Consider the following 17,170-nt stretch of genomic DNA (forward strand, 5'->3'; position numbering starts at 1 on the left):
GCGAGTGGATACCGAAAACGGAAAGGCCGTCTGAAAACTTTTTCAGACGGCCTTTCCGTTTCAACCAAACACCCTACACGGCGTGGGCACAACCCGACACCATTTTTTTCAACGATTGCGGATCAAGCAGTTTGATGTGTTTATGTTCCACCGAAATCAAACCTTCATGATGGAATTTGGACAATGTGCGGCTGACGGTTTCCAGTTTCAGCCCCAAATAACTGCCGATTTCTTCGCGCGACATCCGCAGGATGAAATCGTTGGCGGCAAAACCACGCGAATACAGGCGGTTGGACAAGTTCAACAGAAAAGCGGCCAGCCGCTCTTCGGCACGCATATTGCCCAGCAGCAGCATCACGCCTTGGTCGCGCACGATTTCCCGGCTGAGCAGGCGGAAAAAGTGGGTTTGCAAACTGGGAATGTGGTGGCCGAGTTCTTCGATATGGACAAACGGCAGCTCGCACACCTCACTGTCTTCGAGCGCAACCGCATCGCAACTGTGTGTTTGCGAACAAATACCGTCCATACCGATCAGCTCGCCCGACATGAAAAAACCGGTCACTTGGTCGCGGCCGTCCTGACTGGCAACGGTGGTTTTGAAAAAACCGGCACGGATGGCAAACAGCGAAGTAAAAGGCTCGCCCGCACGGAAAAGATACTCGCCTTTTTTCAGACGGCGGCTTTGGCGGATGACGGCATCAAGCCGGTCGAACTCGGCCGGCATCAGTTCGACGGGAAGGCAGAGCTCACGCAGGGAACACGTCGAACACAGGTTTTTCATCTGATGCTGGGTATGATGTGCGGGCATAAATTCCACCTTTTATTAGGTTATTTATAGTTACATACAGAGAATAAACTTGATGCAAATCAAGGTATAATCAACATATCGACGGCATTCTAACAAATTACTCTAACTTTGCCTAATCCGTTTACGGGCAGAACACAACCAAGCCAACAAAACCAATGAAAATCATACAGATACATTCCGATAATGCGCCGCAGTTCGATCGGAAGCTCATCGCATCGCTGCCCGCCAACGGCCCGCGTTACACGTCTTATCCTACTGCCGACCGTTTCCACACGGAATTTACGGAAGCCGATTACATTAACGTATTACAGCAGCGCGGCATGGGGGCGCTCAACAAACCGCTTTCGCTCTACATCCACATCCCGTTCTGCAATACCGTCTGCTATTACTGCGGCTGCAACAAAATCATCACCAAAGATACCCGGCGCGCCGACGTATATCTTGATTATCTCGAGAAAGAAGCGGCGCTGCTCGCTCCGCATCTGACAGGCCGTCTGAAACTCGCTCAGCTCCATTTCGGCGGCGGCACGCCCACCTTCCTGAACGATGCCCAGCTCGAACGCGTATTCGGCATGATACGTACGCATTTCGAACTGGTTGACGGCGGCGAATACTCCATCGAAATCGACCCGCGCAAAGTCAGCCGCGAAACCGTGCTGCATTTGGGCAGGCTCGGTTTCAACCGCATGAGCGTCGGCATTCAGGATTTTGATCCCAAAGTGCAGGAAGCGGTCAACCGCATCCAAACCGTCGAAGAAACCCGCGCCGTGATTGAGGCCGCCCGCGAAGCCGGTTTCAAATCCGTGAGTGTCGATTTGATTTACGGCCTGCCGTACCAGTCGGTCGAGAGCATCAAACCCACCATCGAAACCGTACTTTCGCTCAATCCCGACCGTCTTGCCCTCTACCACTACGCCCACCTGCCGCACATCTTCAAACCCCAGCGGCGCATCGATACCGAAGCCGTACCCGGCAGCGAGGAAAAGCTCGACATTCTGCAATACGCCGTCGAAACCCTTACCCGGCACGGCTATGTGTTCATCGGCATGGACCATTTCGCCAAACCCGAAGACGAGCTGGCCGTCGCCCTGCGCGAAGGCCTGCTGCAACGCAACTTCCAAGGCTATTCCACCTATGCCGACTGCGATTTGGTGGCATTGGGCGTTTCCTCCATCGGCAAAATCGGAGCCGCCTACATCCAAAACCAGCGCGACATCGATGCCTACTACGCCGACATCGACGCAGGCCGTTTGCCCGTGATGCGCGGCTACCGGCTCAACCGCGACGACCTGCTGCGCCGCACCGTCATCCAAGACCTGATGTGCCGTTTTTCGCTGGACTTCGCCAACTACGAAGACATATTCGACATCCGTTTTGCCGAATATTTCCAAACCGAACTGGCCGATTTGCGGCAGCTCGCCGGCTTGGGACTGCTTCGCCTTGCCCCGAACAGCCTTGAAGTTACACCCAAAGGCCGTTTCCTGATCCGCAACATCGCCATGGTGTTCGACTACCATTTGCGCCACAAGGAAACCAAAGTAACGTATTCGCAAACCGTGTGAACGCGCAAAAATACAAACAGGCCGTCTGAAAACATTTTTCAGACGGCCTGTTATTGTGTAAACGCCCTATTTCAACACTTCCGCGAAAGCATCGGCCACATATTCCACATTGCCTCCGTTCAGCCCCGCCACGCACATCCGACCCGTACCGACCAGATAGACGGCAAACTCTTCGCGCAGGCGTTCCACCTGTTCGGGGTTCAGGCCGGTATAGCTGAACATACCGCGCTGTTTGACAAAATAGCCGAAATCGCGATCAGGCAGTTTTGCGCTCAATACGTCGAAAAGCCGCTGCCGCATGGTACGGATGCGGTCGCGCATGGCATACACTTCATGCTGCCACTTGGCGTGCAGTTCGGGCGAACCCATGATTTCCGCAGCAAGTGCCGCGCCGTGCGAAGGGGGGCTGGAATAAATGCGGCGAACGGTGTATTTGAGCTGGCCGAACACCAATTCCGCTTCGGCCGCATCTTCGCATACCACGCTCAAACCGCCCGCCCGCTCGCCGTACAGCGACATGATTTTGGAAAACGAATTGCCCACCAGCAAAGGCAGCCCCATTTTTGCCGCTTGGCGCACGGCATAGGCATCGCTGTCCAAATCACCGCCGAAACCCTGATAGGCAATGTCCATAAACGGAATCAGGCCGCAATCCCTAACCACCTCCAACACTTCGTCCCATTGCGCCTGCGACAAATCCACGCCCGTGGGATTATGGCAGCACGGATGCAGCACCAAGATGCTGTGCTTGGGCAAGTGTTTGAAAAACGACAGCATTTCATCAAATTTCACGCCCACGGCAACCGGGTCGTAATAGGGATAAACGCCCACTTCAAACCCCGCCCCCTCGAAGATGCTGCGGTGGTTGTCCCATGTCGGGTCGCTCAAATACACCTTGGCTTCGGGAAACCAGCGGCGCAGAAAATCCGCCCCCACTTTTAACGCCCCCGAACCGGCCACGGTCTGTACGGTGGCGATGCGTTTTTCCGCCAGCAGCGGATTGTCTCCGCCGAACAGCAGTTTCTGCACCCCTTCGCGGAACGGCGCCGACCCTTCCATCGGCAGATACGGGCACGGGCGGGCTTCGGCAGCCAGCTTCACTTCGGCGGCACGCACCGATTCGAGCACGGGCATATTGCCGTTTTCGTCGAAATAAATGCCGATGCCGAGATTCACCTTATGCGGTCGCGCATCCCGATTGAAGGTTTCGACCAAACCCAGAATCGGGTCGCCCGGATAAAATTCGACGTGACGGAACATGGCTTTTCCTTGGAATTGGGTTAGAACGGATAAGACGGCAGATTGTGGCACAACGCCAGATTGTTGACAATCCGAACCGTCATAAACATGCCCCGAACCAACGGTTTCAGACGGCCTGTCATGACCGCAGCCGTATGCGGACAGTTTCCCGTAGAGAAACAGAAACTTTCTTTTGATTCAACCAACTAAGCCGTTATCATGCCGTTTCTTCCCGAAAACCGTACGGGTACGGCAGGATTTTCAGACGGCCTCCAACATCCGCACGGCAAAATCTGCACGACACAGGAAACCTTTAACGCAAATTCCACTCTAACGCCTCAACCAAGCCGTTAAAAACAAGGAAACACCATGCACACCGCTATCCGCAACACCCGTTTCGCCGCACTTGCCGCCGCATTCCTGCTCGCGGCCTGCGGCGCACGCACGCCGGAAGACGCCGCCAAACGCTTTGTCGAAAAAAGCTATACCGGCGACGCCGACGCCGTGATTGCCATGATTTACCTCCCCGAACAGGACAAAGCCGGCATCGAAGACATCCTGCACGGCAAAGTCAAAGCCGGCGTCGCCAAGCAGAAGGAATACGCCGACAGTAAAGGCGGTTTGGCGGAAATCACCGCCGATCCCGCCGAAACCTCTCCCGATGATGCCAACCGCGCATCGGTAAAAGTGCATATGCGTTTCAAACAGGGCGAAACCAACACCGACCGAGTGCGCCTAATTAAAGACGGCAGCGACTGGAAAGTGCGGCTGTAAGAGTTTGCCGAACAATGCGGCGGAAACGGTTATCCGGTACGGAACAAAGCAGTCCATCTGCATCGCTTCCGTTTTTTATTTTTGGCTCCGGCAAATATTGTGGCGGCAGCATACGATAGGTAAGACCAATCTCTCCAACAACCGTCATTCCCGCGCAGACGGGAATCCGTTGTTAATATTCACAAGCTCATGAATCAAAAAAGGTTTCTTAAATATTAGACATGGCTTCCCGTCTGCGCGGGAATGACGGCTGTGAGCAGCTTCGTACAAATCAATACCCTATACAAACACAGCCATAAGATATTGCACCGCAAAGATAAAGGCCGTCTGAAAAAGTTTTCAGACGGCCTTTAGTTTGACGCCTGCCCATTCAGCGGACAATTCGACGTTATACGGATTAAACTCCGCACAACCGCCCTGCCCCGACACCGTTTCCATTGAGCGGCAGCCTGCAACTCCCGTACCGTCCGAATACGTTTTACCGTCCGCTCTCACGGGCATTTCTACGTTGTTCACGACTGACACAAAAAAACATTTCACGGCCGGCAACATTCCCGCATCAGGCCGTCTGAAAAACACGTCCGAACCGGTCGGCGGGCAATCCGCCTGCCCTAAACCCATTCCGCCAGTTTTTCCGTATCGATGTCCCATTGCCAAATGCCTTTGCCCGAACCGTCCAACCCGCGCAGGAACAGGTAGCGGACGGAAATTTCGGACAGCGGGCGACGGCGCTGTTTGAAATGGCGGGCAACGGCCACGGCGTAAATCAATGCCTGCAAATAATAATGATGGTGCGCCACGGCATCGTTCATCGCCGCCTGCGTATAGGATTCCGCGCTTGCGCCGAGATGGTTGGACTTGTAGTCGATGATGACGGTGCGGCCGTCGGGTGTTTGGCAGACCATATCGATAAAGCCGTTGAGAAAACCCGTTACATCGTCAAACGCCAGTGCGCGGGCGGCTTCGCGGCATTCAGGCGGCAGGCCGTTTGCGGGGTCGGCAAGCCAGTTCTGCAGGGCTTCGAGCCTGAAATCCTCCATATAGAGTGTGAACGCCATTTCGGGCAGGCGGCTGTGCGGCGGAACGTCGGACAAAGCGAACCCCCTGCCGCCTGAAGCACAGGCAGGCGGATGTTCTGAAAGCACGGCGGTACGGACGCGTTCCGCCGCGGCGGTTACGGCGGGCAGCCAGACGTTTTCAAAACCGTAACGCTCGAGCGTTGTGCCGATAAGATCAGTTTGTCCGTCGGCAGCGGCGGAGAAATCGAGTTTTTCCAGGATTTCGTGCAGGCACACGCCGGCATTCGCGCCGCGCGGGAAACGGTGGATGCCGTTATCGGGTTCGGTTTCCGCAAGCGGGTTTTCAGACGGCACCGGCGCATCCGACACGGTTTCTGCGGCATCCAGCGCGGGTTGCAGCTCTTCGGCTTCCGCATGGCGGACATGGCGGCTCAAACCGGTAAAACTGGTGTGGCGGACAAACTCGAAACTGCGCGGCGGAATACCGGCGGCACGGTAAACGGTCTGCCCGCCGCCGTGCGCCCGAAAAACGGCGGGTTCGGGTTCTTCGTCGGTAAATTCGATGCCGCCGTCCGAACCGCCTGCGGATAAATCGTCGGCGAAACGCTGCCAGTTTTGTTTAAGCATGGCGGCAACGGCGGCGGACTTGGCGGCGGATTTGTCCGGTTTTCCGGTGTTTTCAGACGGCCCTTCTGCGGATTTAGCCGCTTTTTCCGCAGCCTTGCCCGCTGCGTCGCCGCAATCGAGATAGGCCTGCCGCACCGCTTCCCGTTCCGCATCCGCACCGCCTTCGAGCAGGTAGGCAAAGGCGTTGTCGGGCGTTTCGCCGCATGCCCCTGCGTAAATGCACAAATGCTCTTCCGCCCGGGTCAGTGCGACATAATACAGCCGCAGCGATTCGGCCGCCTGTTCGTCGGCGAACTGCTTTTTCTCGGCATCGGTCAACTGCGCGGCTTCCAGCAGCTCCGTGGCATGGCCGTCCGTACCGCCGCTGTGCAGCACGTTCCACCCCTGCGGCCTGGCTTCCTGCGCGTCCCATGCAAACGGGCAGAACACCACGGGATACTGCAATCCTTTGGCCGCGTGCATGGTAACGATTTTGACCAGTTTCTCATCGCTCTCCAAACGCAGCATCGACGCATCGCCCCTTTTCTCAGGCGAACCGACGCGTTCTTCCAGCCACCGCAGCAGCGCGGCGGGATTGCGGCTCTGCGCATCTTCTTCCGCCAGCAGTTCCAACACTTGCAGATAATTGGTCAGACTGCGCTCCAGGCCGTCTGAAAGCAGCCGCGTTTCCAAACCGAAGCGCGCCGAAAACGCCTGCACCGCAGCGAAAATGCCTTTGCCGCGCCAGGTTTCCACGGCTTCGGCAGCCGCGTCCGTCCATTCGGAGAGCACCGCATCGTTTTGGTTCAGCGCGTAAATCTGCTCAGCCGTCCAGCCGAACAGCACGCCGCCCAACACGAAACGCAGCAGGCCGGTGCGCTGCGGTTCGAGCCAAAACGCCAGCAGTGCCGCCAAAGCTTCGGCTTCGGGCGAAGCGAATACGGGTTCGCGCGACAGCATCACGCTTTGGATGCCGCGCCGTTTCAAGGCCGCCGCCGCCATCGCGCCTTCGTTGTGGGTGCGCACCAAGACGGCGATGCCGCCCGATGCCAACGGTTCCGCGCCGTCTTCCTTGCCGTGTTTCAGACGGCCTTCCGCCGCGAGATTGAGCAGCGCGGCAATTTCATCCGCACAATAATCCGCCGCACGCTGCCGCATTTCGGCCTTGTTCGGCAGGTCGTTTCCGTCGCGGTGCAGCCAGCGGATGCGGACGGCGGGCAACGCGGGATGCAGACGGCTGTGCCGGTGGTTCGGGTCGGACGACACGTCGGCATAAGGAATGCCGTCGAGCACGAACGGGCGCGTTTTGCGCTTGAACAGCGCGCCGATGCCGTCGATGACCCTGCTCCAACTGCGGTAGTTGACGGCGAGCGTGTAGCGGCGGTCCACCGCGCGTGCGGCGTCGAGATAGGCGTAAATATCGGCGCCGCGGAAGCTGTAAATCGCCTGTTTCGGGTCGCCCACCAAAAACAGCGCGCGGCGGTGCGCGATGAAAATGCGGCGGAAGATTTCGTATTGAAGCGGGTCGGTGTCTTGGAATTCGTCGATCAGCGCGGCCTGCCAGTTGCCCGCCGCGGCCGACGCAAGCGCTTCCGCGTGCGCGCCCGTCGTAAGCGCGGCATACACGTCCAGCAGCAAATCGCCGAAACTGCGTTCGCGCTGCGTTTTTTTCCGTTCGGCCAAGGCGGTGTTGAGATGGTCGAGCAGGTCGAGCTGAAGCCGTATCAGACAGTCGGCGGCAGCGGTTTGAACATCCGCGCAGGCCGCATGCAGATTGTCCAGCAATGCCAATGCGGCCTTATCGTCATCGCCAACCACCCCGTTTTTCTTGATTTTGCTCTCGACAAATTCAGGTGAGAATACGCCCTCCCCTTTGCTGTTGACCAAAATTTCAGCCAGCTTTTCAGACGGCACCGCTTCGTTTTCAAGCAAACCGTTCAATGCCGCGAATTTGTTTTTAAATGTGTCTTCTTTATAGGAATTGCCGTTCAACTGCGGGCGGATGCGCCAGAATAATGTTTCGATTGCCGCCAGCCTGCCTTCTTTCCGCAGTTCGTCCCAGCAAACCTGTGCCGCCGCCTGCGCTTGCTCCAAACCGCATTCAGGCCGTCTGAAAACGAGATACGGACGGTTGGCAAACCTGCCGATGCCGTCCAGCACTTTCTGCGGCGTCAAGCCCCTATCCACCACCAACCGCGCCAAGGCTTTGTTTTCCGAAACGTTTTCCCGCCAGAAATCCTGAGCGGGCACCAGCATTCTGTCTTCGCCGTCTTCGTCCAACTCCACATCAAACGGCGCACCGCAGTAAAACGCATAATCGCGCAGCAGCCGCTGGCAGAAGCCGTGTATCGTATAAACCGAAGCTGCATCGAAACCGGCCACCGCCGCTTTCAGGCGCAGCTTCAAACGCGGTTGCGGCTCTTTTGCCAATGCTTTTTCCAACAGCGGCAGGATAAAGCCGTCATCGGGAAACGCCTGCCCGATATGGCTGCGCAGGCCGTCTGAAACCTTGTCGGGCGCATCGGCAAACCATTCGTCGCATTCCAGCAACCGCAGGATGCCGTCGAGCCGCCGCCGCAGGCGCGTTTTCAGTTCCGCCGTCGCCGCCTTGGTAAACGTTACCACCAGAATCTGTTCCACCGGCATTTGTTCCAGCACCACCAGCCGCGCAAACAGCGCGGCGATGCCGTAGGTTTTGCCCGTGCCGGCGGAGGCTTCAATCAGGTTGGTGCCGTCCACAGGCACATCAAGCGGGGAAAACGGAACAGGATTCATGATAAAAGTTACGGAACGGATAACGATAAACGGCATCATCATAACAAAGGCCGTCTGAAAAACAAGGCCGCATCCTGCAAAACGGCGGGCAGACGGCATCACAATGTACCGCCCGTTCAGACGGCCTTTCCGCCCCCCGTTTTTGATTGCCGCATTGCGCTTATGTTAAAATCCGCCGCTTCAAAATACTTCGTACCGAAAGGAATCCACATGGCCGGCCACAGCAAATGGGCGAACATCCAGCACAAAAAAGCCCGCGTTGACGCCAAACGCGGCAAAATCTTTACCAAGCTGATTAAGGAAATCACCGTTGCCGCCAAGCTCGGCGGCGGCGACCCCGCATCCAACCCGCGCCTGCGTCTGGCGATGGACAAGGCTTGGGACGCAAACATGCCCAAAGACAACGTGCAGCGCGCCATCGACAAAGGCACGGGTAATCTGGAAGGCGTGGACTACATCGAGCTGCGCTACGAAGGCTACGGCATCGGCGGCGCGGCGGTGATGGTGGACTGCCTGACCGACAACAAAACCCGTACCGTCGCCGACGTGCGCCACGCATTCACCAAAAACGGCGGCAATCTCGGCACCGACGGCTGCGTGGCCTTTAATTTCGTGCATCAGGGCTACCTGCTGTTCTCGCCCGATACCGACGAAGACGCACTGATGGAAGCCGCACTTGAAGCCGGTGCGGAAGACGTTATGACCCACGACGACGGTTCGCGCGAAGTCATTACCGCGCCGAACGACTGGGCGGGCATCAAAGCCGCACTCGAAGCGGCGGGCTTCAAGTCGGAAGACGGCGAAGTGACCATGCGCGCGCAAAACGAAGCCGAACTCTCGGGCGACGATGCGGTGAAAATGCAGAAGCTGATTGACGCTTTGGAAGATTTGGACGACGTGCAGGATGTTTATACGTCAGCGGTTTTGAATTTCGACTGAGGCCGTCTGAAAACAAAAAACAGCCCTGCCGAGGGCTGTTTTTTTATCCGCCCGAAATACATCTTATCGGAAAACCATCTGATTTCCAGCCTGCATCCGCATGATTCTCCGGTAAAAATACCCATAACAACCGCCGGCTGCCACCGTTCCCATGCAGACAGGAAATCCCGTGCCTTGATAACGACCGTTCATCAATCATTTATCCTGTCTTAAGCAACATAAACTACTGGGTCAACGTTAATGACAACTCAATACAAATATTGTTCCGCATCACACACGGATGGTTCCAACACAATTTTTTATCCATTCAAGCAATATGATGCAGAGCAATTCATTGTCCGAAACCGGCTTCCCCGATTTTCCCCTTCTTTCTGCCATTCAAACATCCGAATAACGGTTGTTCTTTCCACCTACCGCAAACTTCCGTTTTCTTTTTCACAAAAAATCTTTAACAACATTGAATTACACCTTACAAAACCACCCTGTTTCTTAAGGCCGTCTGAAAAAATTTCCGCAACTACTCTATTTTTTGATGAAACACATTAAATTTTGTGCTACATTCGCGTTCAAGAATTTCCCCCTTTCCGCAACATTTAATGAATTCCCTTTCAAACCTTATCCGCCCCGACATTCAGGCGATGACGGCTTATCATGTGACCGATGTTCCCGAAGGCTTTATCAAGCTCGATGCGATGGAAAGCCCCTACCATCCGTTTGCACGGCAGCCGGGTCTGTTGGAGAAATGGCAGCAATACATCGCCGCAGCTCCGTTAAACCTTTACCCGAACCCCGCCGCCAGCGGTTTACAGACGGCGTTGCAGCAGGCTTTCGATATTCCCGAAACCGCCAAAATCGCTTTAGGCAACGGTTCTGACGAGCTGATCCAGTTCATAACCATGCTGCTTGCCAAGCCCGGTGCCGCGATGCTCGCGGTCGAGCCGAGCTTCGTGATGTACCGCCACAATGCCGCGTTGTTCGGTATGGACTACATCGGCGTACCGTTAAACGAAGATTTCACGCTCGACCTGCCTGCCGTACTCTCTGCCATCGAACGGCACAATCCCGCCCTGATTTTCATTGCCTACCCGAACAACCCTACCGGCGTACCATTCAAACGCGAAGAAATCAAAACCGTCGTCCAAGCCGCCCAAGGCATTGTGGTCATCGACGAAGCCTACGGCGCATTCAGCGGCGACAGCTTCCTGCCGCTCGCAGGTAGCAGCGAAAACCTGATTGTGATGCGCACCGTCAGCAAAATCGGCTTTGCCGGCATCCGTTTGGGCTATGCCGCCGGCCATCCTGCCGTGATGAACGAACTGGCGAAAATCCTGCCGCCCTACAATATGAACCAGTTGAGCCTCGCCACGGCAAAATTCGCCATGGAGCATATTGATGCCGTCAATGAAACCGTCGGACTGTTAAAAGCCGAGCGCAGCCGCCTGTTTGCCGGACTTTCCGGCATAGGCCGTCTGAAAGCATTCGAAAGCGGTGCCAACTTTATTACCGTACGCGTACCCGATGCAGTCGAAATGTTCGAAATCTTCAGAAAAAACAACATCCTGATTAAAAAACTGCACGGCAGCCATCCCCTGCTCGACAACTGCCTGCGCATTACCGTCGGCAGCCCCGAACAGAATGATGCCGTGCTTGCCGTTTTGAAACAACACCTTTCATAACCCGTTATAACCACTATAGGAAAACATCATGAACAAAACCCAAATTCATTTAGCCAACCTTCACCTGCTGATACAGGAAGCCGGCAACATGACCGCTTTGGCCAAACGCTGCGGTTACGAAAACGCCGCCTCCCTCTCGCAGCTCAAACGCCGTTTGGAAGATCAGAAAGACGACGAAACCGCACGCGGCATCCGTCCCAGCCTGGTCGAAAAACTGGAAAGCGGCATGGGCAAACGCAAAGGCTGGTTCAACCGCGACCACAGCGAAGACAAAGCACGCGCGGCCGCACGCGCCGAAGCCCGTGCAGCGGCAGAAGAAGCCGCGGCTGCACAGGCCATTGCCTTCCCCGAGTTCGTCATGAACACCGAAGGCCGTTTCGTTACCGTTACCCGCAACACCAACGAAACCCAGATTTCCATCTCCCTCAATCTCGACGGCACCGGCCAAGGCCGCTTCAACACAGGCGTACCCTTCCTCGAACACATGCTCGACCAGATCGCCCGCCACAGCATGATTGATTTGGACATTACCTGCAAAGGCGACCTGCACATCGACGACCACCACACCGTCGAAGACATCGGCATCACCCTCGGCCAAGCCCTGAAACTCGCATTGGGCGACAAAAAAGGCATCCGCCGCTACGGTCATGCCTATGTGCCGCTCGATGAGGCGCTTACCCGCGTTGTCATCGATTTGTCCGGTCGCCCCGGTCTGGTGTACAACATCGACTACACCCGCGCCTTAATCGGCAGGTTCGACGTTGATTTGCTCGAAGAATTTTTCCACGGCATCGTCAACCACAGCATGATGACCCTGCACATCGACAACCTGCGCGGCAAAAACGCCCACCACCAGGCCGAAACCCTGTTCAAAGCCTTCGGCCGCGCCCTGCGCATGGCGGTGGAACTCGATCCCCGCATGGCAGGCCAAATGCCTTCCACCAAAGGCACGCTGACCGAAACCGAATAAGCCTTACCGCCGCAACACCAAAGGCCGTCTGAAAATTTTTCAGACGGCCTTTTCATTGACCGCGCATCCGCATGAAACAGAAAATAAGGCTGCACAATGCGTCGGTTATAAAAGGACATCATCAGCCTGCACAAACCCGCCGCTTTATCCTGATGCAAAAAAAAGCCCGTAGTCGATCTTCACAAGCACATCAACAAAACCGTCAATAAAGCCATGTTCGCATTACAGATCATTGATTGGTAGGGTGTCATCCACAGCCGTCATGCACGCTCAGGCCACAGTATCCATTCACAAGCGGATGAATAAAAACGGTTTCTTACACCCAAAAACAGATTCCCCCTCCCTGTACAGGAAGGCAATAACGCTGCCGGCGTATTCAACGCATTATCCGAACAGCCAACACAAACAATGTTTTCTTAATGAAAAACAAATATCTGTCCGTTATCCCGTTATTCTGAGAACAATGGCCGTCTGAAAACCGCCCATCATGTTGCAAGCGGCTGCATCAACAAGCAGATTTTACAGCCGCCCCGCTCTCCACTACACTTACAATCCCTATACAATCGGTTTCCGTCTCACGCCAATGCAGGCATAACCGTCCGCTCCCACCGTCTGAACGGCAAAACCCCAAACCCCTACAACCATCCATGATTACCATCCGCAACGTTACCCACCACATCGGCAGCCAAACCATCCTGAACAACGTCAGCCTCGACATTCCGCAAGGCGGCATTACCGCGCTTATCGGGCCGAACGGCGCAGGCAAGTCCACGCTGCTGTCGTTTATGGCGCGGCTGCAAGCCCTGAAACACGGCAGCATCGCCTTCGGCAGCCAAGACGTTACCGCCACGCCCACGGCGGAACTGGCGAAAACCGTGTCGATACTCACGCAGGAAAACAGTATCATCAGCCGCATTTCCGTGCGCGATTTACTGATGTTCGGCCGCTACCCCTACCATCAGGGCAGGCCGTCTGAAAACGACAAGGCGATTGTCGAAAACGCCCTGCACGAATTCCAGCTCGAAGCGTTCGCAGGCCGCTACCTGACCGAACTCTCGGGCGGCCAGCGGCAGCGGGCGATGATTGCGATGGTGTTCTGCCAGCAGACGGAATACGTTTTGCTCGACGAACCGCTCAACAACCTCGATATGTATTACGCCCGCAGCCTGATGCAGACCCTGCGCCGCCTGGCCGACGAACACCGCCGCACCATGATTATCGTGTTGCACGACATCAATCAGGCGGCGGCCTATGCGGATTTCGTGGTGGCGATGAAAAACGGCGAAGTCGCCCTGACCGGCTCGCCCGACGAAGTGTTTACCGAAGCGAATATTCTGGAATTGTTCGGCATGGAAGTGGACGTGTTGGAACACCAAGGCAAAAAGCTGATTGTGCATCACGTGTAAAATACGGCAGTATTTGAATAATGCGCCGGTGGCCGGTACCGTCATTCCCGTACAGATGGGCGTTCAACCTTAAGATTTATAAGCTACGGATAACAGGCTTCCTTCAAATTTACAGCCGGATTCCTGCTTGCGAGGCAATGAAGGCCGTTAACGTTAACGCATCACTCAACACATCGTTCAAATACCGCCCAAACAATCACAGGCCGTCTGAAAATATTTTCAGACGGCCTGTTGCCAATCTTACAACCCTATTTTTCCGCCACCGCAAACGCCACGACTTTATCGTCTTCGTCGCTCAAACTCAGATGCAGCCGCTTGACGCCGCGCGTTTTCATCCATGCCTTCAGCTCCGGCTCGCAGATGACTTCGGGTTTACCCTGCCCGTCGTGGCCGATACTGATGTTACGGAAACTGACCGGCGCACGGATGCCCGTCCCCAATGCTTTCGAGAGCGCTTCTTTGGCCGCGAAATGCTTGGCCAGATAACGGACGGGATCGGCGGCCAGCGGATATTCCTGCTTTTCCACATGGCTCAGCAGCCGTTCAGCAAACGCCGCGCCGTATTTTTTATGCAGCCGAGCAATACGGCTGACGGTAACGATGTCGGTGCCGATTCCGTAAATCATTGAATGTCTCCTGATTGATATTTTCAGACGGCCTGTTATGCGATTTTAACCTGCAACGGCGGCAAAGCCTATCGTTCCGTTATTTTCCCTTTGGCTTTTCGGCTGCATGGATTTTCAGACGGCCTTTCAATCCGACACTTTTCAAAAACGTTACACCCTGACGCGGTTTGCGTCTGCCAAAAGCACCAGCATTTCTTCGGTGGTTTCCCAGCCGATGCAGGCATCAGTAATGCTCTGGCCGTAGGTTTCCGGCTTGTCTTGGCGGCCTTCGACCAAATGGCTTTCCACCATCACGCCCATGATGTTGTTTTCGCCGTTTTTGATTTGTGCGGCGACATCCCGAGCCACTTCCATCTGGCGGCGGTAGTCTTTTCGGCTGTTGGCATGGCTGAAATCAACCATCAATTTGGGCGTAACCCCTGCTTTTTCCAGTTGTGCCGCCGCATCTTTGATGTGCTCCGTGCCGTAGTTCGGTTCTTTTCCGCCGCGCAGGATGACATGGCAGTCTGGATTGCCCGAGGTATGCACAATGGCGGAATGCCCCGTTTTGGTTACCGACAGGAAATGGTGCGGATGGTTCGCCGCACCGATGGCATCTATGGCGATTTTCAAATTGCCGTCGGTGCCGTTTTTGAACCCGACCGGACAAGACAAACCGCTGGCCAGTTCGCGGTGTACCTGGCTTTCGGTGGTGCGCGCGCCGATGGCGCCCCATGAAATCAGGTCGGCATAGTATTGCGGCGTAATCATGTCGAGAAATTCGGTGGATGCGGGCATGCCCATGTTATTCAGCTCCAACAACAGCTTGCGCGCCTGACGCAGGCCGTAGTTGATGTCGAACGAGCCGTCCAGATGCGGGTCGTTAATCAAACCTTTCCAGCCGACGGTGGTGCGCGGTTTTTCAAAATACACGCGCATCACAATCAGCAACTCTTTCTCATATTTCCTGCGCAACGGCAGCAAACGGGCAGCATATTCGATCGCGGCCTTGGGGTCGTGAATCGAACAGGGGCCGATGATGACCAGCAAACGGTTGTCGCGACCGTGTACCAAATCGGCAATTTCCTTGCGGGTGCGGTACACCAAATCGGACACCTCTTCGGTAATCGGCAATTCGTAAAGATGGGCAATCGGCGGCAGCAGTTCTTTGATTTCTTTGATTTTTACGTCGTCGGTTTGGTAGCGTTGAATCATTTTTACGTTCTTTTTCGATGATTGGAACAATGCTGCCAGACTACCGTTTCCACCGTATTACGGCAAGGGTTATTTTTCAGAAATCGCAATTTTATTTCTTAAAACCGTATAAAAATAAATTTTTAGAATTTTAATTTTTGTATTTTAAATATTTTGAAATTTAACACCAATGTGATAAATTTTCAGACGGCCCAACATCCGCAGCCTGCCGTGATTTGTTCCAAACTAAAAATATTTCTATCCCATATCATCATTGCTGCAAACCATAGCAGGCTCGTCCATCGACATCGCCCGTAATCATCTGCGGCTGCACGGCTTTTGCCGTTCACAACACACAATCCCTGTATCAAATTTACCGATACCGGCAACAGGCCGTCTGAAAAACATTTTTCAGACGGCCTACCGTTTTCTTTTTTTAGGTTTTGTTATATTATAACAATCATCATCAACCCACCGGCAGATTCCGTCATGAAAAAAACAGCCCTTATCCTTTCCGCCCTGTTGTTTTCCACCGCTGCACACGCCCACCGCGTTTGGGTGGAAACCGCCCATACCCACGGCGGCGAAATTCTGAAAGCCGAACTCGGCTACGGCGAATTCCCCGAGTTCGAGCCGATTGCCAAAGACCGCCTGCACATCTTCAAGCCCTTGCAGCTCGTTACCGAAAAAGGCAGGGAAAACATGGTTCAGAAGGGTAAAAACTACCAGTTCCAAACCAAAAAAGCGGTTAAAGACGGCAGCTATCTCGTGTTAGCCGAATACAAACCGACATTCTGGTCGAAAAACAAAGCCGGCTGGAAACAGGCCGATATGAAGGCCATACCCGACGCCACCTATTGCGAGCAGTCGATGATGTACGGCAAAAACATCGCCAATGTCGGCCATGAAAGCGCCGATACCAAAATCATCACCCGCCCCGTCGGCCAAACGCTCGAAATCGTTCCGCTCGACAACCCTGCCAATGTTCATGTCGGCCAGCGTTTCAAAGTAAAAGTGCTGTTTAACGGCGAACCGCTGCCCAACGCCACCGTAACCGCCACCTTCGACGGTTTCGACACCAGCGACCGCAGCAAAACCCATAAAACCGAAGCCCAAGCCTTCTCCGACACCACGGGCAACGACGGCACGGTCGACATCATCCCGCTGCGCCAAGGTTTCTGGAAAGCGATGGTTGAGCACAAAACCGATTACCGCGACCAGAAAACCTGTCAGAAACTGGCCGCCTACTCCACGCTTACGTTCCAAATCGGCCACCAGCAACATTGATTGTGGCACGGGCATCCCCCGATGCCGTCTGAACAACGCGTAACAGGAAGGCCGTCTGAAAACATTTTCAGACGGCCTTTTGCCGTTTTGGGAAACACAGGAGACGGCTGTTGAAGCAATAGAGTGGTTTTCCGGCTGCCGTCATGCTCATGCAGGGCATCCATTCTTACACCATTGGCTTGGATAACAGAAGTTTCTTTGTTTTGGCTGTGTGTGGATGATGCTTTGGCGGTATGCAGACAAGCAGGATTTCTCCGATTTCCATCATGCCTGCTCAAGCGGGGAATACAGAAAGTTTTTGGGTTCGGAT

At 55.0% G+C, this 17,170-nt stretch carries 12 protein-coding genes; 7 read left to right on the forward strand and 5 right to left on the reverse strand.

From position 1 onward, the window contains the following. Nucleotides 1–73: 73 nt before the first annotated feature. Nucleotides 74–808 carry a fumarate/nitrate reduction transcriptional regulator Fnr gene (gene fnr / locus ACEYDX_RS01525; protein ID WP_373740272.1) on the reverse strand — a complete coding sequence of 245 codons (735 nt, stop codon included), beginning with the start codon at nt 806–808 and terminating at the stop codon, nt 74–76. A gap of 155 nt (nt 809–963) precedes the next feature. Between fnr and hemN the strand changes: the two genes are divergently transcribed. Continuing rightward, a complete protein-coding gene (gene hemN / locus ACEYDX_RS01530) occupies nt 964–2,370 on the forward strand; it encodes an oxygen-independent coproporphyrinogen III oxidase (protein WP_373740273.1) in 1,407 nt (468 codons plus the stop codon). 66 nt (nt 2,371–2,436) lie between these two features. Here the strand turns inward: hemN and ACEYDX_RS01535 are convergent, their stop codons facing one another. Then, nucleotides 2,437–3,630 (reverse strand): aromatic amino acid transaminase, encoded by a 1,194-nt coding sequence (locus tag ACEYDX_RS01535; protein ID WP_373740274.1) that lies wholly within the window; start codon nt 3,628–3,630, stop codon nt 2,437–2,439. A 348-nt stretch (nt 3,631–3,978) separates the two neighbouring features. Here ACEYDX_RS01535 and ACEYDX_RS01540 point away from each other — a divergent pair, with 348 nt between their 5' ends. Further along, a complete protein-coding gene (locus ACEYDX_RS01540; protein WP_373740275.1) occupies nt 3,979–4,383 on the forward strand; it encodes a DUF4878 domain-containing protein in 405 nt (134 codons plus the stop codon). Nucleotides 4,384–4,994: 611 nt separating this feature from the next. Here the strand turns inward: ACEYDX_RS01540 and recB are convergent. After that, on the reverse strand, nt 4,995–8,819 hold the full coding sequence (gene recB / locus ACEYDX_RS01545; protein ID WP_373740331.1) for an exodeoxyribonuclease V subunit beta: 3,825 nt from the start codon (nt 8,817–8,819) through the stop codon (nt 4,995–4,997). Between the two features lie 174 nt (nt 8,820–8,993). On the opposite strand from recB, the gene ACEYDX_RS01550 reads away from it, so the two are divergent. From ACEYDX_RS01550 to ACEYDX_RS01565, 4 genes are all read left to right on the forward strand, one after another. Continuing rightward, nucleotides 8,994–9,722 (forward strand): YebC/PmpR family DNA-binding transcriptional regulator, encoded by a 729-nt coding sequence (locus ACEYDX_RS01550; RefSeq protein WP_373740276.1) that lies wholly within the window; start codon nt 8,994–8,996, stop codon nt 9,720–9,722. Nucleotides 9,723–10,318: 596 nt separating this feature from the next. Further along, the gene (gene hisC / locus ACEYDX_RS01555; RefSeq protein ID WP_373740277.1) at nt 10,319–11,398 is read left to right on the forward strand and encodes a histidinol-phosphate transaminase; all 1,080 of its coding nucleotides are present in this window, start codon (nt 10,319–10,321) and stop codon (nt 11,396–11,398) included. Between the two features lie 28 nt (nt 11,399–11,426). Continuing rightward, nucleotides 11,427–12,368, forward strand: coding sequence for an imidazoleglycerol-phosphate dehydratase HisB (gene hisB, locus ACEYDX_RS01560; RefSeq protein WP_373740278.1), 942 nt, complete (start codon nt 11,427–11,429; stop codon nt 12,366–12,368). Between the two features lie 647 nt (nt 12,369–13,015). Further along, nucleotides 13,016–13,774, forward strand: coding sequence for an ABC transporter ATP-binding protein (locus tag ACEYDX_RS01565; RefSeq protein ID WP_373740279.1), 759 nt, complete (start codon nt 13,016–13,018; stop codon nt 13,772–13,774). 248 nt (nt 13,775–14,022) lie between these two features. Here ACEYDX_RS01565 and acpS read toward each other — a convergent pair whose 3' ends face one another. Next, nucleotides 14,023–14,400 (reverse strand): holo-ACP synthase, encoded by a 378-nt coding sequence (acpS, locus tag ACEYDX_RS01570; protein WP_373740280.1) that lies wholly within the window; start codon nt 14,398–14,400, stop codon nt 14,023–14,025. Nucleotides 14,401–14,550: 150 nt separating this feature from the next. Continuing rightward, a complete protein-coding gene (aroG, locus tag ACEYDX_RS01575; RefSeq protein WP_373740281.1) occupies nt 14,551–15,594 on the reverse strand; it encodes a 3-deoxy-7-phosphoheptulonate synthase AroG in 1,044 nt (347 codons plus the stop codon). Nucleotides 15,595–16,062: 468 nt separating this feature from the next. Between aroG and ACEYDX_RS01580 the strand changes: the two genes are divergently transcribed. Beyond that, nucleotides 16,063–16,860 (forward strand): DUF4198 domain-containing protein, encoded by a 798-nt coding sequence (locus ACEYDX_RS01580; RefSeq protein ID WP_373740282.1) that lies wholly within the window; start codon nt 16,063–16,065, stop codon nt 16,858–16,860. Nucleotides 16,861–17,170 lie beyond the last annotated feature (310 nt).

Source organism: Neisseria sp., from assembly GCF_041804105.1.
GTDB lineage: Bacteria > Pseudomonadota > Gammaproteobacteria > Burkholderiales > Neisseriaceae > Neisseria.